Source organism: Paenibacillus sp. FSL W8-0426, from assembly GCF_037969725.1.
In the GTDB taxonomy this organism is placed as follows: domain Bacteria; phylum Bacillota; class Bacilli; order Paenibacillales; family Paenibacillaceae; genus Paenibacillus; species Paenibacillus hubeiensis.
On the sequence record NZ_CP150203.1, the window covers coordinates 5,628,693 to 5,655,301 of the forward strand.

Genomic DNA, 26,609 nt, shown 5'->3' on the forward strand with positions numbered 1-26,609 from the left:
TTCATCTGTTTGCCTATAAGGCTGCCCCGCGTTTGTCTCATGATCCGGTCTGCCCATACCGCTCCCTCCTTTTTTGTTCAAAAGCGCTGTTCTTTTTTACATAATCAAACTGGAAGCGCGTCAATATTGAAGTTCTCCCGTCACCAACTTGTTTGCCAGATGACCGAAATCGATGGCCACCTTGCCAAGTTCATCCGCAATATGACGGCACAGTACGATTGCGGGAATGCCCGCCGCCACCAGCGCCAGATCGAAATCATGCTTCCGAATTCGCTGCATGACTCGCGGAATGTCGGCATATCCGGCAACCGGTGCGATCATGCCGGCGACATGCACCCCGTGGCTCTGCAGCAGCCCCCCCAGTTCGGAGGCCAAATTGCCGATCACAAGCACGCGCCGGTTCTGCAGAAGGGACGGCAGCAGCCTGGAATGATGCAGGCTGTAATTGATTGTGGAGTCGGTCAACTTCAGGCTCGACCAATCGATCGCGAAATGGCGAAGCACCGGAAACAGCAACCCTTGGAACGTAGGTGCCCGCGAGATGGGTACCCCGACCCAATCGGCTCGGCGAATCGCTTCCACCAAGGAGGCACGAACATCCGGCGTGGAGCGCGGCACTCCCGCATAGGGCAGAAACGGGGCCAGCTCTTGCACTTCTTCGCTGGACAGCACAGTGTCCGCTGCCAGCGCAAGCAATTCGCCATCGCCGAGGCGAATGACCGACAACGGGCGCCCGGCGTCCAGCGCCGCGTAAATGTGGGCAGCCACCTCATGCGGGCCGGCCAATCGGGCGAGGCGGTGGGCATATTGGTTGACCCCCGCCGCGATCAGTTCTGCCGCGGCAACGTCCGGCAGAATGTGGTCGGGCGGAATGCGCTGCTCCACCAGCGCCTCCCCGCCCGCGTACACGCCGTCGCGGAAACCGGCGGCGTAGCTGCTATCCCGTGCCGCCCGCTTCGCAGCCTGCGGCGGCACGCCCTTCGCGCTGCCCCGAGCACCGGCAGCGCCTTCACCCCCCGCAGCGGCGCGGGGCCGCACCTGGCCCGCTTGCGGCGGTGCTGCGCCGACAGCGCCCGCCGGCAGTGCCTGCGGTGCCGGCGAGTGCGTGCGGCGCACAGCCTTGCCCCGCTTGCCCCGGCGGCGGCCGGGCGCCGCGCTCTGGCCGCGGGCAGTGCCCGCGCGCGCTCCGGCATTAAGCTTAGCGCGCCTGTGCTTCGCCCGCCCTTTTGCCTGCCCGGCTGCCTGGCTTCCTGCGCCCAAAGCCGGAGTGCCGGGACATTTTTCCTTTTCCGGTACCATACCTCCCCCGGCGTGCAGAAATGGACACTCGCTGCTTGCAAGGCGCTATCTCGCCACTTTTGCCATTTATATCCATAAGTTCGTCGCTTTCGTTGACGATGATCTGCTCATCACTGCCCTGGTTCACTCCGACATTAAGCTGCCCGTCTTCGTTTGCATCAACAAGACGTCCCACGCGTTTAACGAATGGGTTTTGCACCGCTCTTCGGCGGGCTGCTTTATTCTTAAGCTTGGCTGCCTCTACTTCTGGACGTTGAACCTGACTTGCCATCGTTGATGGGTCCCTTTCGGGAAGCTTGCCCTCTCTCCTGCTTGCTCCGGTGTTTTTCGCTGCTGTCACCCCATTCCCCCTTGCCGGCCACAGAAAGTGCCACTGCACAAAGCGCCGGAGCATTGGGGCTCCAGCGCGGTTCATCCACCCGATCGAGGTGCCGCATGGCGGCAACTGTGGCTCATCGACTTATGGCAGCTGTCCTTTCATGCGGACGGCCGCTTCCTGCAACGATTCAAAGGTGCCTGCATCAGTCCAGTAATTTTGCAATATATCGTACTCCAAGCTTCCGGCGGCAGCATAATGGTTATTCACGTCGGTGATTTCCAATTCTCCGCGCGCCGACGGCGAGATGCCGGCAATGAAATTGAAAACATGATCATCATACATATAAATCCCGGTGACACAATACGAAGTTTTCGGCTGACTTGGTTTCTCTTCGATATGGGCAATCCGCTCCGGGTTCGCCGGGTCGAACACAGGCACCCCATAACGCCGAGCATCGTCCACCTCTTTCAAAAGGACCCGTGCTGTCCCTGCCGGTTGTGCCATATAGCGCTCCACATAAGGCTTGAGGTCATCGCTGAACAGGTTATCGCCAAGCAGTACAACGAACTTTTCGCCGGGTGTAACGAAACCTTTGGCCAGGTTCAAGGCCTCCGCAATCCCCCCGGCCTTCTCCTGAATGCGATAGGTGAGCTTGACGCCGTACTCTTTGCCGCTTCCCAGAAATTCCGTGTACAAACCCGCAGAATGAGTGCCCATCACGATCATGATATCTTCGATTCCCGCCTGATGGAGTCTGTCGAGTCCGTATGCGATCATCGGATGTTTGCCGACCGGAAGCAGGTGTTTGTTGATCAGGCGAGTCAAGGGATATAGTCTTGTTCCCGTTCCGCCTGCAAGAATGACACCTTTCATTCCTTATCCCTCCTTCGTCTGATGGTCAACATAGTCAAGCGGATCCACTTTCCACTTATGGATAAAAAGCTTTCTGTTCCGTTCAATCAACCGGTTCCACTGATCCCGGTCCGTTTTCTTGAAACTTGCGCTGCCCTGATGGTGGACCAGCACATCGCCGCACGCGAGCAGCCGGTAGCCTGCCAGACGGGCTCTATAGCAATAATCGTCATCTTCGTAGTGCCCCGGGGAATACGCTTCATCCAAAAGACCCACGTTCTCCATCATGTCTCGCCGAAACATCATGCATAATCCCACGATCCTTTGGACTTCTCTCCATCTGCCCGGATCGGGTTGGTTATTCACGGCGGCCAGTTCCTGAAAATGCTCCATATCCCGGAAATCCACGTTGACCTGCTGAATGCCGCTTGCATAATTGGTCATCGGACCAACGATACCGATGCCGGCATCGCTATGCAAGGCAGCATGAAGATTGCGAAGCCAGCGGGGCGTTACGGTTACGTCGTTGTTCAACAGCAACAGATCATCTCCGCATGCCGCACGCATGCCCGCATTGCAAGCTGCCGGAAATCCGCGGTTGGCCGGCAAACGAACGAAACGAATCCGTTCGCTCGCGCAAAAGGAGGCCGTTCCGTCAGTCGAGCCGTTATCTGCCACGACAATTTCATACGGCGTGGCGTCGTCGGTATGCCGGCGAATGGCCGCGATGCAAGACTTCAACAGCTCCAGCCGTTATAGGTAGGAATAATGATACTGGTCAATGTCATCTGCCGTTCCTCCTGTAGGCCACTTCGATACGCGAAATGCCCGGCGAAGTCCTCCCGCTTTCTTCCGACAATTTCAGCCAAACCGCCAACGCTTCAAGATGGTCGCCGATGATCAGCTTCGCAACCTCGTTGCCGCTGCCGATATTCGACTTGCGCAAACGATTGGTCCGGATAACGTCAACCCGTGCGGGAGCAGCTATTGCCAGACCATGATGGATGGCAAGGGTTTGCGCTTTGGGCGGCACAACGAGCGATTCCGGTTTGACGGTATCGATCATGCGGCGGGATACTGCATGGGGGACGGCGGTCATGGAGTTGGAGCCAAGATCCGGCCTTCCCAATGTACGGTTGAGGTAGGCCTTGATGCGGCTAACTTCATCCTGCCTTGCAAAAGGAGGAATCAGCGAGGAGATATCGTTCAGCGCAACATCGCTTCCACGGTCGATTTCGTACAGGAAAGGTGCAGCTGTTCGGCAGGAAGCACCATGTCCCCATCCACGAACAGCACGGAATCCGCCATCGTCATTTTGGCTCCCAATGCCCGGCCCACGTCATGTCCGGCCCGTTCCGGTTCATACACAATTGTGATGCCTTTCTCGGAAATCACCCGTTCCAAACTGTTATCCTTCGTTCCATTCAGCACAACGATAATATCCTCCAAAGGCAAACGTTTCAGCTGTCTCAGCACTTGCGGAAGCGTCTGCTCTTCATTGCAGGCACAGACTACGGCCGCAGCCGGGCGGCGCAGCAGCAAAGGGACCAGATCGAGATTGCGGCCGGCGGCATGAGCGTATCCTTCCATGAACGCCTTGCCTGCCAAAATCGCACTATCGTACGTGGGAAACGTTCCCTCGACCGCCTTGCCGTGTTCATGCCATGACTGGAATGCATGCCTGATGAATGCCTCCCTTTCTTCGGGGGCAGCCTGGCCTGCTTGTTGTCCCGCCCTTCGAAAGACATCCAAATTTACTGCGTATGGATGGATAGCCATCCCCGGACGTTTCCTTTTATGGATTCTGCGGTTCCGACGCACTCTTCTATTTATTGCGGGCCTACGTCGCCCCGTTTGCTGCTTCATGGTTTCACCTCCGACCTGCTCATCTTGCCAAAGCGCGGACACGGTTCAAATCGGGAAATCCTCCTCGTGGACCACGATGACCCGTAATCCATCGGATCGCGGCCAGATGATCGTTCAGCACGATTTTTTCCAACGGGTCTGGCCCTGATCGCTTCAAGGCGCGCAGCCGGTTCATTTTGCCGACGGGCACATGATGCACCGCCCGTACCCGAAGTCCCGCATCCACGGCCTTTGCCAAGGCCAGCGGCGGAGTTTCCAGCGCTTCCACGCCGATGATTTCCAGTGCCTTGCGGTTCATCGCGTGAGGTATGGCAGTAAGGGAAGCTCCTTTAAGGTCCGGTCTTTCCAATATGATGTTCAATGCATGCTTAGCCTCTATGACCGGATGCACGGGATTGCGCTTTATTGGCCCGGTGTAGTCATTAAGAGCCACATCCGTTCCGTCAACAATCGCTTGCACGAAAGGCGCCATTTGTTCGGCGGGAATAACGATATCCGCATCGGTAAAGAGCAGGATATCGCCGCATGCCTCCGTTGCGCCTACGCGCCGTCCTCCGTCATGGCCGAGGGCATCGTCATGGACAAGTACTCGTGCGCCCGCGCCTGCGGCTAATGCCGCCGTACGGTCCGTAGAACCGTTGACGACAACGATCACTTCGGTGCTCGGGCTGATTCTCTTCGCTTCGCGTACCGCCCTGCGGACGGTTTTCTCCTCATTCATGGCTGGAATAATGACCGAAAGCAACGGGTTTCCTGCATTAGGCAGACCTATACGGGGCAGAACATACCTTCGGCGTTTGGATTTGTTGGAAATCCCCGTCTTTCGGACGTCTCTTCTCCGGCGATTCTTTTTTCGTCCTGCACTTGCCTTTACGACAGCACCAACCTTCCGTCTCCGATTCTGCAATATGGTCACCTCCCGTATTCTTTCATCATCCATCGCCAAAGGAGCACACAGTATTCTATGTATCTGTGGAGAAGTGGAAACGGCATTCGCCCTTGAGCAGTTTTCTTCACTTATGACTTGCTCCGTCCGTTTCGACATGGATCGTTTATGGAAACAGCCGACAAAGCCGTTCACATGCTTTACCATTCGGTGATCACCCCTTTGAAGCCACGTCCAAATATCCGGCTGCCAAAACTGATATCATTCAGCCTGCACTCGACTTGTATGGACCCAACTCATTCGCTGTGACAACCATTGCAAAAAGTGTTCCGGGCCGTCGGCCTCCGGGCATGGAATACGGGACTGCCCCTTTATACTGACCTGGCCTTCTCTGGCGATTCAGACAGGACAATCTTTATACAGATAGTAAAAAAGGCGGCATTCCGGATTTTCCCGGATACCGCCTTTGCAGCATTAACGGCTGTTATCTCCGTTATAACGACGGACCGGCCGCGATCCATGACAACAGTCCGTACGTGTGCTTGCATCCTGCTGTACGTGTAACTTCCAACACTGCTTCGTCTTCGCTCTGGGACAAGAGCGATACCTGAAATCCCCGGTCATTGCACATCGCCACAATGACGTAGTGCTCCGATGCAAAAGCTTCTTCAAATATTACCGTCAGTTCGACCGAGGAATCTTCTTCAGGCAGGATGAAGGCTTCCATGCCGAACTGTTGAACGATCGGCTGGCGGCTGGAACTTCGCACCGGATGGAAAGATAAATGTTTTGGGGTTACGGCCCCTGCCTTCAGCTCCCGGCTACCCACCGCATCCTCGCACAGGTGATCCCCCCGAACGGAATTTTCACTGATCCGTTCTGCAGCTTCGAGGCTTTCCCTTACGTCGGCAGCCGGCTCCGGATTCGGTTGTACGTCCACCTGGTTCGTATCCTGAATCGGTTCGTCTTTTAGAGTAAATGCTGCTGCCTTTGCCGACTCTTGTTCTTCCTGCTGCTTTGCGGCAACCAATTGTTCCAACGTATCTCCGCTGAGTTGGCGAATCGCCTCCCAGACTTCCGCACTCAAATGCTCCGTCCCCACGATCCCCCCATTTAAGTGAAGGGAACTTATGCTTTGTTTGCCAAGTTTGCTGCCATCCACGCTGCCATTTGCCAGTTTTGGACCGGTAACCGATCCGTCTTGCAAGTTTAGCGTGCCGACCGCTTCTTCTTCCAAGTGCAAGCTGCCGATGCTGCCATCCAAAATGTGGCGCGATTGCACGGAACCGGCCGCCAGTTTGCTGCCGTCGATCGAACCTAGCTCGATATGCTCCGCGCGTACTGAGCCAGCGGCAAGCTTGTTGCCTTGTACCGCTCCGTCTGCCAAATGCTCTGTGTTGATGCTCGCTTTTGCAGGTTCCCTGTTTTCGATGATATCTGCTGCCAGATGTGCCAAACCAACCGATCCTGCCGCCAGTTTGCTGCCGTCTACGCTGCCTGGGGCCAGCTTGGAAAGCGTGACCGCGCCATCTTGCAAGTTCAACGTTCCGACAGCTTCCTCTTCCAAATGAACACGACCAATGCTGCCATCGGAAATGTGATAGGAGAATACGGCGCCTTCGGCCAGTTTGTTTTCATCAATGGAGCCATCTGCCAGTTGCTCCGATCCGATGCTTCCCTTAACAAGTTTACTGCCATCAATGGATTCTGCCACGAGATGCTCCCAACCGACGGATCCAGCTGCGAGCTTGCTGCCTTGCACCGCACCGTTCGTCAAATGCACCGTATCGATGCTGCCTTCGGCCAGTTTGCTGCCATCCACGCTGCTTGGAGCCAGCTTGGAAAGCGTGACCGCGCCATCTTGCAAGTTCAACGTTCCGACAGCTTCCTCTTCCAAATGAACACGACCAATGCTGCCATCGGAAATGTGATAGGAGAATACGGCGCCTTCGGCCAGTTTGTTCTCATCAATGGAGCCATCTGCCAGTTGCTCCGATCCGATGCTTCCTGCGGCCAGGTTGCCGCTTCCCAGCACTTCTGCCGACAAATGCTCCAGGCCGATCGTCCCTGCCGCCAGCTTGCTGCCATCCACGCTGCCGTTGGCGAGTTTGGAGGCTGTCACTGATCCGTCTTGCAAGTTCGCCGTACTGATCGCTTCTGTTTGCAAGTGCGCGCTGCTGATGCTGCCTTCAGCCAATTTGCTGCCTTGTACCGCACCGTCCGCCAAATGTACCGTGTCGATGCTGCCTTCAGACAGTTTGTTGGTCTCCAGTACTTCTGCCGACAAATGCTCCAAGCCGATCGTTCCTGCTGCCAGCTTGCTGCCATCCACGCTGCCATTGGCGAGTTTGGAGGCTGTCACTGCTCCGTCTTGCAGGTTCGCCGAACTGATCGCTTCTGCTTGCAAGTGCGCGCTGCTGATGCTGCCTTCAGCCAATTTGCTGCCTTGTACCGCACCGTCCGCCAAATGCACCGTGTCGATGCTGCCTTCAGACAGTTTGTTGGTCTCCAGTACTTCTGCCGACAAATGCTCCAAGCCGATCGTTCCTGCTGCCAGCTTACTGCCATCCACGCTGCCGTTGGCGAGTTTGGAGGCTGTCACTACTCCATCTTGCAGGTTCGCCGAACTGATCGCTTCTGTTTGCAAGTGCGCGCTGCTGATGCTGTCCTCGGCCAGTTTGCTGCCATCCACGCTGCCGTTGGCGAGTTTGGAGGCTGTCACTGCTCCATCTTGCAGGTTCGCCGAACTAATCGCTTCTGTTTGCAAGTGCGCGCTGCTGATGCTGTCCTCGGCCAGTTTGCTGCCATCCACGCTGCCATTGGCGAGTTTGGAGGCTGTTACTGCTCCATCTTGCAAGTTCGCCGAGCTGATCGCTTCTACTTGCAAGTGCACGCTGCTGATGCTGCCTTCGGCCAGCTTGCTGCTCTCCAGCACTTCTGCCGACAAATGCTCCAGGCCGATCGTTCCTGCCGCCAGTTTGCTGCCTTGTACCGCCCCGTCCGCCAAATGCGCCGTTTCGATGCTGCCCTCGGCCAGTTTGCTGCCATCCACGCTGCCATTGGCGAGTTTGGAGGCTGTCACTGCTCCATCTTGCAAATTCGCCGTACTGATCGCTTCCGCTTGCAAGTGCGCGCTGCTGATGCTGCCTTCGGCCAGTTTGCTGCTTTCCAGCACTTCTGCCGACAGATGCTCCAAGCCGATCGTTCCCACCGCCAGCTTGCTGCCATCCACGCTGCCGTTGGCGAGCTTGGAGGCCGTCACTGCTCCATCTTGCAGATTCGCCGAACTAATCGCTTCTGTTTGCAAGTGCGCGCTGCTGATGCTGTCCTCGGCCAGTTTGCTGCCATCCACGCTGCCATTGGCAAGTTTGGAGGCTGTCACTGCTCCATCTTGCAAATTCGCCGTACTGATCGCTTCCGCTTGCAAGTGCGCGCTGCCGATACTGCCTTCGGCCAGTTTGCTGCCATGCACCGCCCCGTCCGCCAAATGCGCTGTGTTTATGCTGCCTTCAGCCAGTTTGCTGCTTTCCAGCACTTCTGCCGACAGATGCTCCAGACCGATCGTTCCCACCGCCAGCTTGCTGCCATCCACGCTGCCGTTGGCGAGCTTGGAGGCTGTTACTGCTCCATCTTGCAAGTTCGCCGTACTGATGGCTTCTGCTTGCAAGTGCGCGCTGCCTATGCTGCCTTCGGCCAGTTTGTTTTTCTCCAGCACTTCTGCCGACAAATGCTTCAGACTTATCGTTCCCGCCGCCAGTTTGCTGCCGTCGATCGCACCTGCCGCAAGATGCTCCGGACCCACGGATCCTGCTGCGAGCTTGCTGCCGTACACACTGCCCTTGGCGAGCTTGGAGGCCGTCACTGCTCCATCTTGCAAGTTCACCGAACTGATCGCTTCTGCTTGCAAGTGCACGCTGCGGATGCTTCCTTCAGCCAGTTTGTTGCTTTCCAGCACTTCTAACGACAGATGCTTCAGGCCTACCGTTCCCGCCGCCAGTTTGCTGCCATCCACGCTGCTGTCGGCAAGTTTGGAGGCCGTCACTGCTCCGTCTTGCAAGTTCACCGAACTGATCGCCTCTGCTTGCAAGTGTTCGCTGCCTATGCTTCCTTTGGCCAGTTTGCTGCCGTCGATCGCACCTGCCGCGAGATGATCCGAACCTACAGATCCTGCTGCGAGCTTGCTGCCATCAACCGCTCCGTCCACCAAATGCGCTGTTTCGATGCTGCCTTCGGCCGGTTTACTACCCTCCAACACTTCCGCCGACAAATGCTCCAGGCCGATCGTTCCCGCGGCCAGCTTGCTGCCGTCCACGCTGCCCTTGGCAAGCTTGGAAGCCGTCACTGCTTCATCTTGCAAATTTGCCGAACTGATCGCTTCTGCTTGCAAGTGCACGCTGCCGATGCTTCCTTCAACAAGTTTGCTGCCGTCGATCGCACCTGCTGCGAGATGATCCAACCCCACGGATCCTGCTGCGAGCTTGCTGCCTTGCACCGCCCCGTCCGCCAAATGCACCGTGTCGATGCTGCCGTCGATCAGTTTGTGCCCATCCACGCTGCCATCGGCGAGTTTGGAGACCGTCACTGCTCCATCTTGCAAAGTCGTTGTGCTGACCGATTCTTCTTCCAGATGAGCATTGCCGATGCTGCGCTCCAAAATGTGATGCGAGAGCACGGCGCCTTCCTCAATATGACGGGATTTCACTGCCCCTTGCTGCAGATGTACAGGACCTGTCGATTCCGCCTGCAAATGCAGGCTGCTGATTAGCCCAGGCTGCAAATGGACTCCCGATATCAACAGGGGTGCCAAGTGTTCTTCTTTGATCGATGAAGGCGCCAAATGCCGCGCCTTGATCTCATGGCTGGCAATGTGCTCGCCATTGATGCTTTCTACCTGCAAATGCTGCGGGCCAACAATCCGTTCGGCCAGATGATCCGAATCCACGCTGCCCGCGGCAAGATGGGCGGATTCCACTACCGAGGCCTGCAGATGTTCCTTCCCAACGGCGCCAGGCTGCAGCGCGGTGCCGGATACGGAACCTGAAGCCAAATATTCCTCCCGAATCAGACCCGGTTGCAATTTATTGCTGGTGATGCTGCCATCGGCGAACAAATCAGGGGAACGAACCTCATCTGCCAAATGCTCCAAGGAAACCACATGCTGTTTCAAATGGTATCCGTGAATCGTACCTGTCGGAATATGTTTGGGCGCAATGCTCTCAGCCATTATTTTGGCAGAGTTCACACTGCCGTCCGCCAGTTTGGCCGACGTCACCGCCTGATCGGCAATTTTATCAGTGGACACACTTTCCGGAGACAGCTTTGGCGAAGTGACGGCATGGTCCGTCAAATGCGGAGGGAAAATCGAGCCATTTGCCACTTGTGCAGAAGCTACGCTGCCTGGTGCAATCTTTTCTCCCGTCACGGCTCCTTTAGCCAGCGCCGACGTCTGCACGCTCCCCGGCTGCAGATGAGGGGCTCCTACAGCACGCTCGGTCAGATGCTCCGATTTTACCGTATACGGCCGTAACGCCTCTGAACTTACACTGCCTGGAGACAGGTGACTGCTCGTCACTCCGCCATTGGCAAGGTGTACTGTCGAAACGCTGCCTGGTGCCAGAACTTTGCCATTGACCGATGCCGGCCCCAGTTTGTCTGATGTCACGCTTCCTTCAGCGAGTTTTTTACCCGTGATCGCTCCGTCTTGGATTTGATCCGTTCCGACGGATGCTTCGGACAGATGTTCGGTAGACACCGCATTCTCTGCCAATGCTGCACCCGAAACGCTGCCGTCTGCCAAATGCACAGCTTCCACGCTTCCTGAAGCGATATGAATGGAATGGATCGCGGCATTGTCGATGTGGACTGGCGTAATTCCCCGGTTGGCGATATGTTCGGCACGAATGGAAGCCTGGGCCAGATGTTTTCCCTGAATGACCTCGTCGGCGATTTTGGAGGAAACAATGCTTTGATCCGCGATTTTGGAGGCCGTCACCGCTTGTTCCAGAAGCTTTGCCGTTCCGATTGACTGATCCGCGATCTTTGAGCCGATGACGGCTCCTTCCGCCAAATGCTCGCTTTGCACTTCCCCTGGTCCAATTTGGTCCCGCCCCACCGCATAAGCACCAATCTGAATTTGGCTGATGGAACCGCTGGCCAAGTGTCTGCCGTTTAGCGCACCCGGTGCAATATGCCTCATTTCGATCGCGCCTTCTTCAATCTGCTTGCTGCCAACGCTTTCGTCCGCCAGTTGAGGTCTTCCCACCAAACCTTCGGCAAGATGACTTTGTTGAATAGCCCCTGTCTGAATGTGTGCCGACGTAATGGATTGTTCTTCGATCTTGCTGCCCGTTATCGCGCCTTCACGGATTTTGGACGTTGTAACCGCATCGTCGGCAAGCTTCGAGGTATGCACGGCCCCTCCGGCCAAATGACGGGTATCAATGCTGCTAACAGCAATCTTTTCTCCGGTGATGGCCTGATTTTTAATCAGATCCTCGGTAATGACCATGTGATTAAAATGCCTTGCACTGATTGATCCGTCCGCGATTTTGGAGGCATCGATGACCTGATTGCCGAGCTTCTGCGACGTGATGCTACCATCCCTGATTTTATCCCCCGAAATCGAGGCGTTTCGGATTTTGTGGCCCGATACGGAACCATCAATCAAATGCTCCTCCGACACGGAATTTTCGGCAAGCTTGGCGGACAGGATCGCTCCGTCAGCGATATGAATGCTCGTTACGGCATAGTCCTGAAGAGCCTCGCTTCCAACGGCACCCGGCTTCAGTTTGCTTGCATCCACGGACAGCGGGGCCAACCGGCTCTCCGTAACCGCATGCTCGCTTAAGTCATCGGTGTAAATATAATGTCCGACTTGGCCGGGCATCTGGTTTTGCCTCAACTGTTTGAGCCTTTCTCCGGCAGTGAGGCCTTCCTGCTTGTTGTCTTCTACTTCCGCGGACCATTGGGCTACGCTGCTGACTTTCATCTGATCCTTCTCGAGAGCAGTTGCCTGCGCAGCTTCCGTAACCGCAGTTTCCGGCGGCGGTTGAACGACTTCAACATGAATTTCGGGCTGCTGCGCATTTCCAGATGGTTCAACGGTTTCCGGCAATGCGGGATCGGATGGCTGTAGAGGTCCGTCTGGCTCCTTCGATGACGGAACATGGGCATTCAAACGATCATCCTTCTCGAGAGCAAAGCTTGAACGAACCGGACTAGTGCGGCGTTCCGTCAGCTCCAGCTCCCTAAATGTGGGGCTCAGATGACGAAGTTTCGGCGTCTGGGCCTTTTTTCTCCCTTTTTTACTCATGCAGCTTGCTCCTTCCTCTAACCTTCGTCTCCGCCATCATATGCGCTGATTTGGGCATATGCCACTATCTTTGGAGACATTGGCGCAGAAAGGACAGCCTCTGCACGAGAAAGAGCAAACAACCTGTCCCGTATGAAATAGGCTGTCCCCCTCCATGCCGGTCAGGCGGGTGTCCAAGCATCGGTCCGGCGGCGTCATACGATATCTATATACACCGTTGGCACACACCCAAGAAACATGACTGCTGCATGTAAGCATTGCCAAAAAATAAACGTGATTCAATCTGCATTCGTTCGCCAACATATCGGCTTCGTAAGTAATACTTCTCGCATTTACTCGAAAGGGGGAATAATCAATGCCGCAAGAACTGATCGGCATTTTGCTCGATACACGGATGTACCGCGGCATACCGAATGGCAAAACCGGCCAAGAATCACTCGTCAATTATGAGATGGCAGCGGCACTCTACAATTTGGTGCCCTGTTTCCTGCGGCTGGAGGATATCCATCCCGAAAGCAAAACCTGCTTGGCCTATATCCGCATAGGGGAAACTTATGTCCGGAGGCGGATACCCCTTCCTGCGGTCATTCATAATCGCGCTTTCCAGCTGCGCCGGATGGAACAGCACAAAATTGCCCAGTTGCTGCTGCAAGGCATCCAGATTTACAACGTCCGCAACCGTTATCGCAAAGACTATATCCATGACATGTTGTTTCAAAATCCGGTTTTGCGTGAACATCTGCCTCATGCGCAAAGGGCCACGCAGCAATCTTTGGCTCATATGATGGACCAATTCGACGATCTCATTATCAAACCGTGCAGCGGAAGCATCGGCCATGGAATCATGCGTTTGTTCAAAAAAGAAGGGCAATGGCATTTAACCTGTCAATCCAAGGCTTCACGAAAGGGATGGGCTACCTTCCGCCTGCACAAGGGCCAGCTGCCATCGGCTGCGCTTCGGCGAATATTCCGCCATGCCTATTTGATTGAGGAACGAATTCCACTGCTGCGTTACAAGGGAAGACCCGTCGACCTGCGTATATCCGTGCAGCGCGGAAAAGACGGTTTGTGGCAAGTGACCGGCATGTTTGCCAAAGCCGCTCCTGCGCATACCTTTGTCACCAACATCGCGCAAGGCGGAAAAGTCATGAAGCTCGGAGACGTGCTGGACAGCGATTCAACCACTCTGGCCCGCGCCGAGCTCGAAGACTCGATTTGTTCCATTGCGCTCCAGGTGGCCTACACCCTTTCGGCGAACCTGCCGCATTTGGCCGACCTTGGATTGGACATGGGCGTGACTGAACAGGGAAGGATCTATTTTATCGAATGCAACGGAAGAGACCAACGTTACGGCTTTCGCAAAGCCGGGATGAATGAACACTGGATGGCCAGTTATCGGGAACCGATGGCCTACGGCCGTCTGCTGCTTGAACAAAACGCCCGCATTTCCCGCCAAACCCAAACGTATCATAGGGGCCTGTATTGATTTCGCTTGCATTCTGTGTCAATATTATGCAGAATGGTTGGCCATTGCCGATCCTGATGTTTTGCATTAATTAAGGGGGATATTCATGGCAAAAACGCTGTTACGGTTAATGACCGAGCTTTCTTCTCGCAAATGGATCTCTCAAACCGTAGGGGGATTTTCCAAGAGCAGGATAAGCAAGGCCTTTATCCCTTATTTTGTTCGAACATACGACATCCCTTTGCATGAAGCCGAAATGGACTGGAAGGACTATCGTTCACTGAATGATTTCTTCACGCGGAAATTAAAGCCTGGCATGCGCCCGCTTGATCTTTCGGAGCATGCTCTGATCAGTCCGGTCGATGCCAAAATCACGGCCTCCGGACCCATCTCTTCGGGCACGCTCCTTAACGTGAAGGGACAAAATTATACACTTGCCGAGCTGTTGAACCATTCTCCCCACCAGGAGAAGTACAAACATGGTTATGCCTTTGTCCTTTACCTCAGCCCTCGCGACTATCACCGCATTCATGCACCCGTAAGCGGCCACAAAATCGAGACGGAGCACGTTAAAGGCAAGGTTTACCCCGTGAACGATTTCGGACTCACCCATATGCGAGCGGTGTTAAGCCGGAATGAACGGCTGATTACCTACATTGCTCACGATTTTGGCGAAGTGGCCGTCGTCAAGGTCGGCGCCATGAACGTAAGCAGCATCCAATACGCCGATGAAACAACAAGTGCCTGGGCACAAGGCGATGATTTGGCTTATTTCGAGTTCGGTTCAACCGTCGTCCTGTTAACGCAAAGCGGGACATTTGAACCTCGAACGGACTTGCAGCCTGGAGATACCGTCAAAATGGGAACACTTCTTGGACGGTTTAAACGGGTCAATCCATAACGACTGAACGCAGGCAAAAAAGGCACAGCCCCTGAACCAGGTACTGTGCCTTTTTTGGTTTGATCGGAAAACCCGTCCGCCGCATTTCTCCCATTACGTGGTGTTGAGATTGTAAACTGTCATTAACTTAACGGATCTCGGATGGGCTTTTGCCGGTGTATTGCTTGAATTGACGACTGAAGAAAAAAATGTCGCGATACCCGAGCGCATCGGCCACCTCGGTAACGTTCATGCCTGTATGCACGAGCAGATGCTCGGCACGCTCAATGCGCATGCGGATAATGTACGATTGCACGGAGGAACCGACAAGTTCCTTGAATTTGATGGAAAAATATCGCGGGGATAATCCCGCACGAGCTGCCAGATCCTCCACGCGATGGGTTATTCCGGGATGCTGCCGGACATAATTGGCGACTTCCTGGATCACATCGGAGAGCTGGTTGCTTACTTTCCGTTCGGCAGGCGGTTCCGTATCGGCCCGCAGCAGATGAATCATAAGCTGTTTCAGAATCAGCTTGCTCTCCTCTTCCCGTCCGTACACATCGGACAAAAACAGCCTCACATACCGGGCAAGCAGATGCTCAAACTCCACCGTCTCCTGTACCGTGCGGTAGGGCTGCGGAGTTTCCGTAACATGCCCTTCCACATCAAAATGAATGTACGTGAGCACAAGCGGCTTTTGCCGATTATGAGTCGCACTGGTATGGTCGCCCGGCCGAAACAGGAAACAACTGCCCTTGCCAACCTCATACGGCTGATCATTGAGGACAACCGTACCTTCACCGCTCCATACATAAAACAAATCGTAATTCTGCATCGGTTTTTCCCGCTTCTGCCACTTCCAGCCCGGCTCGCAGACAATTTTGGCGACTGCGGGCAAAATAACAAAAGATGACGGCGATGCCTGCAGCATGTCGCCACTCCCCCTTGAATGTTGATCTCTCTTCATGCGTGCCATACTGTTCGTCCAACATAAAACGACGCACGGCACGCTCATCTATGGATGTCAGCTCCCTCCGGAGCATAAAACCATACAACCTTATCCTATTATACAGCGGAATTCACCGAAACGAAAATATGCACTTCTCCCACGCACGCCGCATGATGGCGATGCCTTCGGCCAATGCCTTCTCGTCGAGATGGGCAAATCCAAAGCAAACGGCAGAAGAGAACGGCTTCAAGTGATACCGGGCCGCATCACGAAATCGAACGCCTTCCTGCGCAGCCAACCGTTTGAACCGTTCAAAGGATTCGGAACTGCCGTTCCATGTCGCATAAACGTGCAAGCCTGCATCTCCCGGCTGCACCGTAAAAGCTTCCGGCAGCTGCCGCTCCAGCTCGTTCACGAAAAAATCATGCCGCTCCCCGTACAGGCGCGTCAACCTTCTCACATGCCGCAAATAACAGCCCCGGGTCATGAATCGGGCCAATGCACGCTGCTCCAGCAATGCGGGGGAAACGGGTTCATACAACGTTTTTGCCGCCAAAACAGGACCTACGAGGCTTTGCGGCAAAACGGCATACCCCAGCCGAACCGCCGCCGGCATCGTCTGCGAGAACGAGCCGATATAGATCACTCGCTGTTCGCGATCAAGTACTTTGAGCGGTTCGATCGGCCTGCCTCCCCACCGGAATTCGCTGTCATAGTCATCCTCAATAATGACGGCATTCCGCTCCGAAGCCCAGGTCAGCAGTTTTTTCCGACGCTCCAGGCCCAGCACCGCCCCTGTAGGATATTGTCTGGTCGGCGTAACGAACAACACGCCTGCTTCCCACGCTTGCGGAATGATTCCGCCCGCATCCACGGGAGCCGGCAGGAGACGGCCGCCTCCCGCCTTTACAGCTTGGGCAATGCCCGGATAACCTGGATTTTCCAGCACAACGGAGTCTCCTTCGGAAACGAGCAGCTGGGTCAGCAGCGTTATTCCCTGCATCGACCCGCTGAACAGCACAATCTGCGAAGGATCGGCGTGTATTCCTCTCGTCCATCTCACATGCGAGGCGATGGCCTCACGCAGTTCCAGATCCCCTGCCACGCTGCTCTGCCTCCTCCAATCACTGCGCTGGGCAGCGGCAAGCGCACTTCTCCACTCGGCTTGCGGAAAATGCTCGGCAGGCATGCGCTGCATGTTGAAATCGATGACGGGCTGGCGGACGGCGTCGATGGGCACGTCCCCGTTCACCATATGAAAGTTGGCTACCCTCTTCCCCCAAGGGGACAAGCTGATCTTGGCCTCGCGCCCAGTATACTCCTTTTCCGTCAGCGTGTCTGAAACATATGTCCCTTTCCCACGGTAGGCGCGCACGTATCCGTCTGCAAGCAGCATGTCGTACACCTGGGCAACGGATCCGCGCGAAAGATTGTATTGGCGGGCCAGATCTCGCGTCGACGGCAGCCTCGTTCCGCTTGCGAGCGTTCCCGCATGGATGGCATCGCGGAGCGCGTGATACAATGCGGCATATTTGAAACGGTGCTGGCGTTCATAGCTTTCCATGGGGAGCCAAAACTCCATAACAACCATCACCTCCACGTTACCCGATTCAAATTGGCCTATAAAAATGAATGTAAATTGGATCTATTTTATTGTCAATATAGCTTATATCTTAGAAGTACGCTCTACGACGATTCAGGCCATACCAACCAAGGGGGATCTTGCAGATGAGAAGAAAAGAATTCAGCGTGAGTGAAGAACAGGAAATCGAAGCATTTTTGAACGAGGCTTCATTTGGTTTTCTGGGAACGATTGGCACGGACGGCTCGCCTCGGGTAACGCCGCTGAACTTTGTTTATATGGAGGGATGCTTCTATTTCCATGGCAGTCTGGCCGGAGAGAAGATGAAACAGATCAAACAGGATTCCTCCGTCAGCTTTACGGTCGCCGAGGAGTTTTCCTTGATTCCTTCCTACTTCAGCGATCCCGAGCTCGCTTGCCCGGCAACCTCGTTTTTTAAAAGCGTCATGGCTTTCGGACAAGCCGAAGTCGTCTCCGACCTGCACACCAAAGGGAAGGCGCTGCAACGATTCATGGAAAAGCTTCAACCGCAGGGCGGTTACGTTCCCATCGATGCGAATGATTCCCGTTATGCAGGCCGCCTCAAAGCGGTCGCGGTGGTCCGCATCGTTCCCGAACGCCTCAGCGCCAAATTCAAATTCGGGCAAAACCTGGCGGCAGACCGGTTCGAGCACATTAACGGCGAACTGCAGCGCCGAGACGAAGGCCGGGATGCCGAAACCGCCGAAATGATGCGAAAGTACTGTCCTTTTCACCAGAAGTGACCGTTCATTGTATGTGAAAACAGGGAGCGCTTTTTCGTCTTTCCAAGCCAATTCTCCTCCTGCAACAACGCGGTGAAGTGTAATAACTGTCATTATGCGTAATTTCCGTGACGGGTTGCATGCAAGGTGATATAATGTTAGGCAGTTGAATCCCAAAGACTTGGAAGGATGAAAATAATGAATCCACTGGCTGAACAGTTGAACGAAAGTATTCAGGCAGGCAGCAGTCACGTCTACTCCATGCTGTCGCAGCTCGGAAAGGAAATCTATTTCCCGAAAGAAGGCATTCTGAGTCAGTCTGCCGAAGCGGCAAGCCTGGCCAAAACCTATAACGCAACGATTGGTATTGCCCTTGAAGGCGGCGTACCGATGCATCTTCCTGTCATTCAGGAGAAGCTCTCCGCATATGAACCCAAGGATCTGTATCCTTACGCTCCGCCTGCGGGCAAGCCTGAGCTGCGGAAAGTTTGGAGAGAGAAGTTGCTGAAGGAAACGCCTTCCCTGGAAGGCAAAAGCTTCGGCAATCCGATTGTAACCAATGCATTGACGCACGGACTCAGCATCGTAGCCGACCTGTTTGCCGATGAAGGGGACGCTGTGATTTATCCGGATAAAAACTGGGAAAATTATGAGCTGACCTTCGGAATTCGCCGTCACAGCCAGTTGGTTCATTATCCCCTGTTTAACGAAGACTTGACGTTCAACAGCGAAGGTCTGCTGAATGCACTTCTTGCACAGAAAGACAAGGGCAAAGCCATCGTGCTGCTTAACTTCCCGAACAATCCGACAGGTTACACGCCGGGTGCCGAAGAAGCAGACCTGATCGTGGATACGATTCGCCAGGCTGCGGAAGCAGGCGTCGATGTGGTTGCTGTTACGGATGATGCCTACTATGGCTTGTTCTTCGAAGATTCCATTCACGAGTCGTTGTTCGGTAAGCTGGCCGGCATTCACCCGCGGGTCCTTGCTGTCAAGATCGATGGCGCGACCAAGGAAGAATTCGTATGGGGCTTCCGCGTCGGTTTCATCACGTATGCCCACGAGGACGCCGGCGTTCTGAATGCACTGGAGCAGAAGACGCTGGGCATCATCCGTGCCACGATTTCCAGCGGTCCGCATCCGTCTCAAACCTTTGTGCTGGATGCACTCAAGGCAGAAGGGTTCGAAGCCCAAAAACGGGAGAAGTTCGAAATTATGAAAGGCCGTGCCAACAAAGTAAAGGAACTGCTTGACAGCGGCAAATACGGCGATGCACTGCAATATTATCCGTTCAACTCCGGTTATTTCATGTGCCTGAAGCTTAAAGATGTCAGTGCGGAAGCACTCCGCAACCATCTGCTGCAGCAATACGGCGTAGGTACCATCGCATTGGGAGAAACGGATTTGCGCGTAGCCTTCTCCTGCATCGAGGAGTCCTCGCTTGAGGATCTGTTTGATACCATTCATCGCAGCGTTCTGGAACTGCAAGCCAATTAAATATAGGATAAAACGCCTATTCCATAAAAACGGAGACGGGGCTGCATTGCTCTCCTCATTCCGAACACCTCTCTTGAAACATGCCCGCATGCGACAAGGGAGGTGTTCTTGCGTTTACGGAAGTGCAATCCGGCGCCCAAACCTTCTTTTTCCTTTGGAAACGGGGCACTTGCCCAATCAACTTATACCCACGGCTCATAATATACGGTGTACGCAAAGGCGTGCCAACAACGAACCGAAAGGGGAATGACCATGTCTGGCGTTGAAGAAACAAGAGGCGGTTACGGATACTGTGGCGGTGGATTCACAAGTACAGGTGCTATTCTTGTACTGTTCATCCTGCTCGTGATCATTACGAAATCGTTCCTCTGTTGTTAGTACCATAACTCCGGCGCGGTATAAACGCTTCGGCCCGAACTAACGCAAAAACGGTTGACCCGGAACTTCCCCTGGATCAACCGTTTCTTCAACTCTAAGAACTGTCGCAAATGCCATTAACCAAATAGCGAATGAGCTCTATATGTCCTCTTCTTCCTTCAACCATTTGTTTCTTTGGGATCTTCTCATCAGGTACGCAACCGCAACGCCAAGGACCAGTGCTGCCCCGATGATCCCCAAACCGTCCATTCCCGCGGTGAGCATCGGCAGCCATAGCAGGAGTGCGAAACCCGCATGGAGGTGAAAAATAAAACCAAGCACCTGGGAACGACGGCTTTCTTCGGTAATCGGATAAATCATGATCCAGAACGATTCGGCATGGGCACGGCGCAACGACCCCAGCTGGACCCCGGCGATCAGCAGGAAGAACAAATACACGCCGAGGCCAAAGTAAGTGCCTGCCGTCCACCACGTCAATAACATGCCCAGCAAAATCAGACGCACCACGATCGGAAATACTTCGGTCCGAATAAACGTTTTGGTGATCAAATACTGGTAAGCCTTCTCGGGTTTCCAAGGCAAGCCGCTTCCCCACTTGCTCAACCAGCGGCGTGCGCTGACCTTCTGCCCTGAAGATGGGACATCCACAAACCATCCCAGCGTTTGCATGACTCTCGCGCTTTGGGATTGCTCCACTCGAATCAGGCGTTCCCAGGCTACCCGATGTTTATGCGGAATTCGCAATGCCACGAGGTAAAGCACGGCAAGCAGCAATTCGAACCAGATGCTTCGCTGCAGCGGATGCCACAACCAGGCGGCCACCGCCAGAATGACCACAGCCCAGCGCAGCAGCCGGTACCCTCGGGCTGCGCCGTATTGGACCATGCGGAGCTCCTGCCAAGCTCCATAGCTGGACACTCCTTTCCATGCGAGCAGCAGCAGCAAAAACCACCCGAACGGACGCGCATCCGCGTCGGCGCGCACATAGAGCGGCCATAACGTCACGTAAACGATCAGTAGTCCGATACACTTATAGATCACGCCGCGCGAGAAACTGTTTTTCAAATACTCTTGCATCCGATGCTCCTGCGGCCTGAGAAAAACGATGTCTGCCGGCTGTAAATACGTACGATATCCCGCAAAAATGGCCAGCGGGGCAAGCAAAAGCAACGCGACCCAGCGAATTGGAAAACCTGCAGGAATACGTTGTACGAAAGAGGTATACCAGGCGGAAAATGCAATGACCACAAACAGAAAGACCATGGCAACGCCGCTCTGGATCACGTAACCTATGTACGGAACGATGTTGTTCCAGAACCCTGTGCGTCTTTGCTTCCAAAGCTGTTTCAGATCCATGCCTAATCCCTGCCTTGCACGAGCGAATAGAACATTTGCTCCAGCGTGGCATCCGGCTGCCCGGACTGGTTCCGAAGCTCGCCCAGCGTGCCTTGGGCAATGACATGCCCGCGATGCAGCACCACGAAACGATCGCAGTAATTCTCGATGGTCGACAAAATGTGGGAACTCAGCAAAATGGATGATCCGGCCGCTTTCATCTCAAGCATGAAATCCAGCAAGGAACGTATCCCTAGCGGATCAAGCCCGAGGAAGGGTTCGTCAATGATATAGAGCGGCGGCCCGGCCACGAACGCACACATGATCATCACCTTCTGCCGCATGCCTTTGGACAGATGCGTGGACAAGCTGGCGCTCTTTTCGCGCATGCGGAACAAGTCCAGCAGCTTCTCCGTACGCTGCTTGAAATCGGCTTCCGATACGCCATAAGCCCGTGCCGTGAATTCCAAATGCTCCATGACGGTCATCTCATCATATAACTCCGGCGACTCGGGGACAAAAGCCATCGCAGACTGATAGATTTGCGCATCCTCTTCCCGCGTCTTGCCCATCACCCGCACATCGCCCTGCTGCGGGCTCATCAAACCCAAAATATGCTTCATGGTTGTGCTCTTGCCCGCGCCGTTCAGGCCAATCAGTCCAACCATCTCTCCGCGTCCGACCTGAAGGTCGATGCCATGCAATACAGGGCGCTTGGCACTGTAACCTCCGCTCAGGCCGCTGATTTGCAACACAGGTTCAGTGTTATTCATGCATCCATGCACCTCTTTCGTCAGCGATTATTGTTCGGAACGAGGCTTGTTCTCCTTGCTCCATTTCGGCGCTCCTTTGTTTTTTCGATCCTGTTCGCGCTCGGATCTGCCGCCGGCGGCTTTGCTGCCTCCGCGCTGGTTGGATATCGCTGCCCGCGCTCCGCTGCCACGGCTCGCCTGACCAGGTTTGCGCCCCTTGGAAAGGCCGGCAGCCCCTGCTGCTCCACGTTCGCCGCCTGAGCGTGCATCGGTATGCTTGTCGGATTCGATGACCTTGCCGCCGTATAGTGCACGTTCCTTGATGTCGATACCCAGTTCACGCGCAAATTTGCGCATGATAAACACCTGTTTCTCGTCCACGATCGACAGCACGATCCCGCTGCGTCCCATTCGCCCCGTTCGGCCCGCACGGTGGACATAATGTTCCGAATCGAAGGCCGGGTCATAGTTGATGACCATAGGCAAGCCTTCGATGTCTAGCCCTCTGGCCGCCACTTCGCTGGCGATCAGCAATTTGATTTTTCCGTTGCGGAAGCTGGACAGCACGTTGCTGCGCGTCACTTTGTCGGCATCCCCGTACAATGCGGCGGCGGACAAGCCGAGATGGTTCATTTTCGCCTCAACCTCGCCAATGTCCTCGGTTGCGTTGACAAAAACGATGGCCCGATCCGGATTATATTGTCTTACCAGACGACGCAGCAGGTCGATTTTATCCCGTTCCTCCCCGACGAAGTAATAATGCTCCAATCCTGAAGCCGTAGCTTGGTCCGGCGCAATCCCGATATGCACCGGTTCCTTCATTTCGCGTTTGGCCAGCGCCGACGTATGTTCGTCCATCGTGGCCGACAGGAAGACGAGTTGACGATCCCGCAGCGCGCTTCGCAGAATGAAATCCACGTCGCTGGCTCCGCCAAGCTGGAACACCTGATCCGCTTCATCGATCACGATCGTCGATACGTTGTGCATTTTCAGCTTTTTCATCGTAATCAATTCCTTGAGCCGTCCTGGCGTACCTACGACCAATTCCGGGTGTTCACGCAATTTCTCTACCTGACGTTTAACCGCTGCGCCTCCGATGAGTCCCAGCACGCCAATGCCGCGACCTTCTCCATACCGTTGTCCCTCCCGCACGATTTGCATGGCGAGCTCTTGAGTCGGGGCGATGACCAGCTTCTGCGTTCCTTTCACGTCGCTTTTGACGGTTTGCAGCAGCGGCAGCAAATATGCCAGCGTTTTGCCTGTTCCCGTTTGGGATTTGGCGACTACGTCGCGCCCTTCCAGCATGACCGGGATCGTCTGAGCCTGCACGGGGGAAGGCTGTGTAATGTCATGGCTGGCCAGTACCGCTTCCAGGTCCTGATCCACGCCAATTGAAGCAAATGTTTCATTCGTCATGATTGTCCATCCTTATTTAAAGTAATAGTTGCGCCAGTCTATCTTCACATTACCTTTCATTATATGCGAAAAAAGTCCACACACCAAATATCGGTTTGCAAAAAGTGGCATGTTCAAAAAAAATAAAGCCCCTCGCGGAGCTTTTTCGGATGTTCCATATGATAAAACGATGGGTGCGACCTTATTTCTGATTCATCATGCCGTGGGTCAGACGGTCGGCAAGACGTGGGAACAGCTGGTACAGGCGTATGCCCGCCGACGCCAGTCGGGGCAGATTCACTTCTTCCTTGCGTTTCTTCATCGCCCGGATCATGTGCGCGGCAACATCCTCCGGCTTCAGCATCATCCAGCGCACATTGTTGACATAGTTACCGGACGGGTCGGCACGGTCGAAAAACGGCGTATCGATCGGTCCTGGATTAATCGTGGTCACCACCACGCCCGTTTTGCGCAACTCCTGGCGCAGCGCATTGCTAAAACCAAGAACGGCATGTTTCGTCGCCGTGTAGGAAGCCGACTTGGCTGTACCGATCTTTCCGGCCATAGAGGCCACATTGACGATCTGGCCCTTGCCACGTTTCAGCATTTGGGGCAGCACGGCTTTTGTACAGCGCACAATCCCCATGTAGTTGACATTCATCATCTCTTCGAACTCCTGCACCGTCATGTCTGCGATTGCCGCAAACCTGCCGTAGCCTGCATTGTTCACCAAAATGTCCACTTGGCCGTACTTCTTCATCACGCTGTCCACGGCTGCCTGAACCTGTGTATCATCGGTGACATCCAGCTCAAGCAATTCATGTCGTCCTGTTAACGAAGCTCCGATTCCTTCGAGCCTGTCCCGCGAACGGGCAGCCAAAACGGGAATGGCACCTTCTTCAATCAGCATTCGGGCACAGAGCTCGCCGATGCCGCTCGATGCGCCCGTAATGAAAACGATCTGGTCCTTCAACATATCCGAAATCCTCCCGTAATGAACGCTAATGCCCTTTCAGGCGTTTGGTTCCATTTTACGAGATCATGACTTGAATATCCATCTCACCGATACCGTCCATCATAAGCGGTATGCATAGTGCTTTCGAGGCATTGAACTCCGTCAGATGTTCCGACTTCATGACTTGTGGAGGCGTAATGTCTACAACTACGCCCTGGCTGGATAGTATGGTGCTTGCATTCCCGCTGATCATGTTGCCAAGCTCCGAAATGGCGCTTTTGCTCATGTCATCCATCTCCGTAATCACAAAACCGCCCATCATGGCAGAAACGATTTTGAGCGCAACCTGCTCCTGAATGCCAAATACGATGTTTCCGCTCAGCTGCCCTGTCATGCCGATCACGATCCAAACATGGTCAGCAATGTACTCCACGTTCTTCACGCCCAGATTCCCGGTGGAAGGTGAAACCTGAATAAGTTGCTCAAATACGTTTCGCGCGGATTCCAGGAAAGGATTAATCACTTCCGCTTTCACTGTTTAATGTCCCCCTTACACTGGGTTATGGGTCACACACCAAAAGTCCCATTTTCAATAATTTCATTATACTTTATCACGTCCAAGAATTCATCATGAATTCGGCAAGGCATGTGCTCTATAATTTATCGTCATTGATAGATCAAATGTTTATAGCTGTTATTGGCGAATTCTCACAGCTTTTCTCCCCTGCCGGGCAAGAATTGGCGATTCCAGGGGGTAGAACTTTGGTTTTAGGACTATTTTACCTATATTTCGATGAGCTTCGGCGGGGAAAGAGAAAAATCATGTCCAGTGATATATGTACCAACCCGTTGTACAGATTGTGCAAAAGTTGCTTCCATCTGCTTCATTGCCGTGCTGCCCCGTTTCCCATATAATTTAAAGTAACAGAACGATGACATGTTTGCGGGATTTTTTTACTCCCCCCTATATAAGTTGAACTATATATTTACACAACAACGGAGAGGACAGAACAAATCTGGAGAAGCGAAGCGTTCGCTTAAAGCTTTCTGAAAGAAAGCTGCATCGGAAGCGTAGGCTTATCCCCGGATTTCCCTCTTTGAGACAAAATTCAAAAAAATCTGGGGATAACAGCGATCGGAAGATGGTTCTGACCGCGCAGTGGTCCCGTGTAAAATCTTTTATTCAACTTATATAGTTGACAAGTTGATCGCAAGGAGGCCAACCATGAATATCAGCCAACTGGAAACGCTGATTACGATTTCCAAAACGATGAGCTTCCGCAAGGCAGGCGAGCTTTTGAATCTGACTCAACCTGCCGTTTCCGCCCAGATCAAAAGTCTGGAGGACGAATTCAACACCGTGCTCGTGGATCGCAATCAGCCCGTTACCCTCACGGACCGGGGGAAAGTATTTTTGGAGCATGCAGAGCGCATGCTGGATATCGTGGATGAGCTGAAGCAAAAACTCTCGGATCTGGATGAGACCCCTCAAGGACATATCGTATTAGGGACAACCACTTCCATTGCCATTCAGATTTTGCCGCGCGTGCTGTCCTATTTTCAGGATCAATTTCCCTTGATCAAGACGAGCATTCAATCCATGCCCTCCTCGCAAATTTATACGCTGGTGGAGAGCGGGTTAATCGATATCGGCATCGGTTATCTGACGGAGCGCAATCCAAACCTGAATACGTCCGTGTTGTATTATGATACGTTTGAACTCATTGTTTCTCCTGCCCATCCTTTGGCCAAACTAAAACATGCTTCAGTGGACGTACTGCGCGATATCCCGCTGATCCTGCTGTCGCCGGACACGGTTGGCCGCAAGTTTACGGAAGGCATTCTCAAAAAACACGGCATCGAACCGAATGTGGTCATGGAGCTGTCCAGCAGCGAGGAAATCAAAAGGATGGTTGAAATCAACCTCGGAGCCTCGATCATTTCCAAGCAGTCGGTCGCGCATGAACTCCGGCAAGGGACGCTGAAAATGATCCCGCTCGGCGAGCTTGAAGTCAGCCATCCTGTGGGCGTCATTTACAAAGCAAGCCGTTATCTCAACTCGGCCATGCAGCAGTTTTTGAGCGACCTCAAAGGCATGCCTGAAACGCAGTTCATCAGTTCGGAATAAGAAATTTGCCCGA

General features: G+C 54.2%; 20 protein-coding genes and 1 pseudogene. 6 read left to right on the forward strand and 15 right to left on the reverse strand.

Annotated elements, in window-relative coordinates:
* Positions 1 to 120: 120 nt before the first annotated feature.
* The 8 genes and pseudogenes from MKY59_RS25405 to MKY59_RS25440 all read right to left on the reverse strand — a co-directional run bounded on the left by MKY59_RS25405 (position 121) and on the right by MKY59_RS25440 (position 12,534).
* The gene (locus tag MKY59_RS25405) at positions 121 to 1,038 is read right to left on the reverse strand and encodes a GT-D fold domain-containing glycosyltransferase (protein WP_339274408.1); all 918 of its coding nucleotides are present in this window, start codon (positions 1,036 to 1,038) and stop codon (positions 121 to 123) included.
* Positions 1,039 to 1,198: 160 nt separating this feature from the next.
* Positions 1,199 to 1,639, reverse strand: coding sequence for a hypothetical protein (locus MKY59_RS25410; protein WP_339274410.1), 441 nt, complete (start codon positions 1,637 to 1,639; stop codon positions 1,199 to 1,201).
* A gap of 120 nt (positions 1,640 to 1,759) precedes the next feature.
* Positions 1,760 to 2,491 (reverse strand): sugar phosphate nucleotidyltransferase, encoded by a 732-nt coding sequence (locus tag MKY59_RS25415; protein WP_339274412.1) that lies wholly within the window; start codon positions 2,489 to 2,491, stop codon positions 1,760 to 1,762.
* A gap of 3 nt (positions 2,492 to 2,494) precedes the next feature.
* Positions 2,495 to 3,258: pseudogene (locus MKY59_RS25420) on the reverse strand (glycosyltransferase family 2 protein).
* Positions 3,255 to 3,536 carry a hypothetical protein gene (locus tag MKY59_RS25425; protein WP_339274413.1) on the reverse strand — a complete coding sequence of 94 codons (282 nt, stop codon included), beginning with the start codon at positions 3,534 to 3,536 and terminating at the stop codon, positions 3,255 to 3,257. The pseudogene MKY59_RS25420 and the gene MKY59_RS25425 overlap by 4 nt, the downstream one beginning before the upstream one ends.
* A 140-nt stretch (positions 3,537 to 3,676) precedes the next feature.
* A complete protein-coding gene (locus tag MKY59_RS25430) occupies positions 3,677 to 4,249 on the reverse strand; it encodes a glycosyltransferase (RefSeq protein WP_339274414.1) in 573 nt (190 codons plus the stop codon).
* Positions 4,250 to 4,355: 106 nt separating this feature from the next.
* Complete coding sequence (locus MKY59_RS25435) at positions 4,356 to 5,243, reverse strand: glycosyltransferase (RefSeq protein WP_339274416.1); 888 nt, start codon at positions 5,241 to 5,243, stop codon at positions 4,356 to 4,358.
* Positions 5,244 to 5,715: 472 nt separating this feature from the next.
* Positions 5,716 to 12,534 carry a WIAG-tail domain gene (locus MKY59_RS25440; RefSeq protein WP_339274418.1) on the reverse strand — a complete coding sequence of 2,273 codons (6,819 nt, stop codon included), beginning with the start codon at positions 12,532 to 12,534 and terminating at the stop codon, positions 5,716 to 5,718.
* Positions 12,535 to 12,889: 355 nt separating this feature from the next.
* On the opposite strand from MKY59_RS25440, the gene MKY59_RS25445 reads away from it, so the two are divergent.
* On the forward strand, positions 12,890 to 14,020 hold the full coding sequence (locus MKY59_RS25445; RefSeq protein ID WP_339274419.1) for a YheC/YheD family protein: 1,131 nt from the start codon (positions 12,890 to 12,892) through the stop codon (positions 14,018 to 14,020).
* 85 nt (positions 14,021 to 14,105) lie between these two features.
* Positions 14,106 to 14,900: an archaetidylserine decarboxylase gene (gene asd, locus MKY59_RS25450; RefSeq protein WP_236414578.1), complete on the forward strand. Its 795-nt coding sequence runs from the start codon at positions 14,106 to 14,108 to the stop codon at positions 14,898 to 14,900.
* A gap of 127 nt (positions 14,901 to 15,027) precedes the next feature.
* Here asd and MKY59_RS25455 read toward each other — a convergent pair whose 3' ends face one another.
* Together MKY59_RS25455 and MKY59_RS25460 are read right to left on the reverse strand one after the other, a co-directional pair.
* Complete coding sequence (locus MKY59_RS25455) at positions 15,028 to 15,813, reverse strand: AraC family transcriptional regulator (protein WP_236414579.1); 786 nt, start codon at positions 15,811 to 15,813, stop codon at positions 15,028 to 15,030.
* 148 nt (positions 15,814 to 15,961) lie between these two features.
* Entirely contained in the window at positions 15,962 to 17,413 is a 1,452-nt protein-coding gene (locus MKY59_RS25460) for a PLP-dependent aminotransferase family protein (protein ID WP_339274420.1), read from the reverse strand.
* A 146-nt stretch (positions 17,414 to 17,559) separates the two neighbouring features.
* Between MKY59_RS25460 and MKY59_RS25465 the strand changes: the two genes are divergently transcribed.
* The 3 genes from MKY59_RS25465 (at position 17,560) to MKY59_RS25475 (ending at position 20,031) form a co-directional block, all read left to right on the forward strand.
* Positions 17,560 to 18,177: a pyridoxamine 5'-phosphate oxidase family protein gene (locus MKY59_RS25465; protein WP_339274422.1), complete on the forward strand. Its 618-nt coding sequence runs from the start codon at positions 17,560 to 17,562 to the stop codon at positions 18,175 to 18,177.
* Between the two features lie 177 nt (positions 18,178 to 18,354).
* Positions 18,355 to 19,653, forward strand: a complete 1,299-nt coding sequence (locus tag MKY59_RS25470; RefSeq protein WP_236414582.1) for an aminotransferase class I/II-fold pyridoxal phosphate-dependent enzyme — start codon at positions 18,355 to 18,357, stop codon at positions 19,651 to 19,653.
* Positions 19,654 to 19,905: 252 nt separating this feature from the next.
* Positions 19,906 to 20,031 (forward strand): YjcZ family sporulation protein, encoded by a 126-nt coding sequence (locus MKY59_RS25475; RefSeq protein WP_236414583.1) that lies wholly within the window; start codon positions 19,906 to 19,908, stop codon positions 20,029 to 20,031.
* A gap of 138 nt (positions 20,032 to 20,169) precedes the next feature.
* Here MKY59_RS25475 and MKY59_RS25480 read toward each other — a convergent pair whose 3' ends face one another.
* The 5 genes from MKY59_RS25480 to MKY59_RS25500 form a co-directional block, all read right to left on the reverse strand.
* A complete protein-coding gene (locus MKY59_RS25480) occupies positions 20,170 to 21,387 on the reverse strand; it encodes an ABC transporter permease (RefSeq protein ID WP_339274424.1) in 1,218 nt (405 codons plus the stop codon).
* Positions 21,388 to 21,389: 2 nt separating this feature from the next.
* On the reverse strand, positions 21,390 to 22,139 hold the full coding sequence (locus MKY59_RS25485; protein ID WP_236414585.1) for an ABC transporter ATP-binding protein: 750 nt from the start codon (positions 22,137 to 22,139) through the stop codon (positions 21,390 to 21,392).
* A 27-nt stretch (positions 22,140 to 22,166) separates the two neighbouring features.
* Entirely contained in the window at positions 22,167 to 23,534 is a 1,368-nt protein-coding gene (locus MKY59_RS25490; RefSeq protein ID WP_236414586.1) for a DEAD/DEAH box helicase, read from the reverse strand.
* 181 nt (positions 23,535 to 23,715) lie between these two features.
* Positions 23,716 to 24,489, reverse strand: a complete 774-nt coding sequence (locus tag MKY59_RS25495) for an SDR family oxidoreductase (RefSeq protein ID WP_236414587.1) — start codon at positions 24,487 to 24,489, stop codon at positions 23,716 to 23,718.
* A 55-nt stretch (positions 24,490 to 24,544) separates the two neighbouring features.
* A complete protein-coding gene (locus tag MKY59_RS25500) occupies positions 24,545 to 25,003 on the reverse strand; it encodes a chemotaxis protein CheX (protein WP_236414588.1) in 459 nt (152 codons plus the stop codon).
* Between the two features lie 690 nt (positions 25,004 to 25,693).
* Between MKY59_RS25500 and MKY59_RS25505 the strand changes: the two genes are divergently transcribed.
* Positions 25,694 to 26,596 (forward strand): LysR family transcriptional regulator, encoded by a 903-nt coding sequence (locus MKY59_RS25505; protein WP_236414590.1) that lies wholly within the window; start codon positions 25,694 to 25,696, stop codon positions 26,594 to 26,596.
* Positions 26,597 to 26,609 lie beyond the last annotated feature (13 nt).

What these genes read in the sequence shown, in the direction of transcription:
- MKY59_RS25425 (WP_339274413.1), bottom strand. Translation starts at nt 3,536, where the DNA reads ATGATCGATACCGTCAAACCGGAATCGCTCGTTGTGCCGCCCAAAGCG.
- MKY59_RS25475 (WP_236414583.1), top strand. Translation starts at nt 19,906, where the DNA reads ATGTCTGGCGTTGAAGAAACAAGAGGCGGTTACGGATACTGTGGCGGT.
- MKY59_RS25485 (WP_236414585.1), bottom strand. Translation starts at nt 22,139, where the DNA reads ATGAATAACACTGAACCTGTGTTGCAAATCAGCGGCCTGAGCGGAGGT.
- MKY59_RS25440 (WP_339274418.1), bottom strand. Translation starts at nt 12,534, where the DNA reads ATGAGTAAAAAAGGGAGAAAAAAGGCCCAGACGCCGAAACTTCGTCAT.
- MKY59_RS25505 (WP_236414590.1), top strand. Translation starts at nt 25,694, where the DNA reads ATGAATATCAGCCAACTGGAAACGCTGATTACGATTTCCAAAACGATG.
- MKY59_RS25460 (WP_339274420.1), bottom strand. Translation starts at nt 17,413, where the DNA reads ATGGAGTTTTGGCTCCCCATGGAAAGCTATGAACGCCAGCACCGTTTC.
- MKY59_RS25480 (WP_339274424.1), bottom strand. Translation starts at nt 21,387, where the DNA reads ATGGATCTGAAACAGCTTTGGAAGCAAAGACGCACAGGGTTCTGGAAC.
- asd (WP_236414578.1), top strand. Translation starts at nt 14,106, where the DNA reads ATGGCAAAAACGCTGTTACGGTTAATGACCGAGCTTTCTTCTCGCAAA.
- MKY59_RS25415 (WP_339274412.1), bottom strand. Translation starts at nt 2,491, where the DNA reads ATGAAAGGTGTCATTCTTGCAGGCGGAACGGGAACAAGACTATATCCC.
- MKY59_RS25490 (WP_236414586.1), bottom strand. Translation starts at nt 23,534, where the DNA reads ATGACGAATGAAACATTTGCTTCAATTGGCGTGGATCAGGACCTGGAA.
- MKY59_RS25445 (WP_339274419.1), top strand. Translation starts at nt 12,890, where the DNA reads ATGCCGCAAGAACTGATCGGCATTTTGCTCGATACACGGATGTACCGC.
- MKY59_RS25470 (WP_236414582.1), top strand. Translation starts at nt 18,355, where the DNA reads ATGAATCCACTGGCTGAACAGTTGAACGAAAGTATTCAGGCAGGCAGC.
- MKY59_RS25455 (WP_236414579.1), bottom strand. Translation starts at nt 15,813, where the DNA reads ATGCTGCAGGCATCGCCGTCATCTTTTGTTATTTTGCCCGCAGTCGCC.
- MKY59_RS25495 (WP_236414587.1), bottom strand. Translation starts at nt 24,489, where the DNA reads ATGTTGAAGGACCAGATCGTTTTCATTACGGGCGCATCGAGCGGCATC.
- MKY59_RS25465 (WP_339274422.1), top strand. Translation starts at nt 17,560, where the DNA reads ATGAGAAGAAAAGAATTCAGCGTGAGTGAAGAACAGGAAATCGAAGCA.
- MKY59_RS25430 (WP_339274414.1), bottom strand. Translation starts at nt 4,249, where the DNA reads ATGGCTATCCATCCATACGCAGTAAATTTGGATGTCTTTCGAAGGGCG.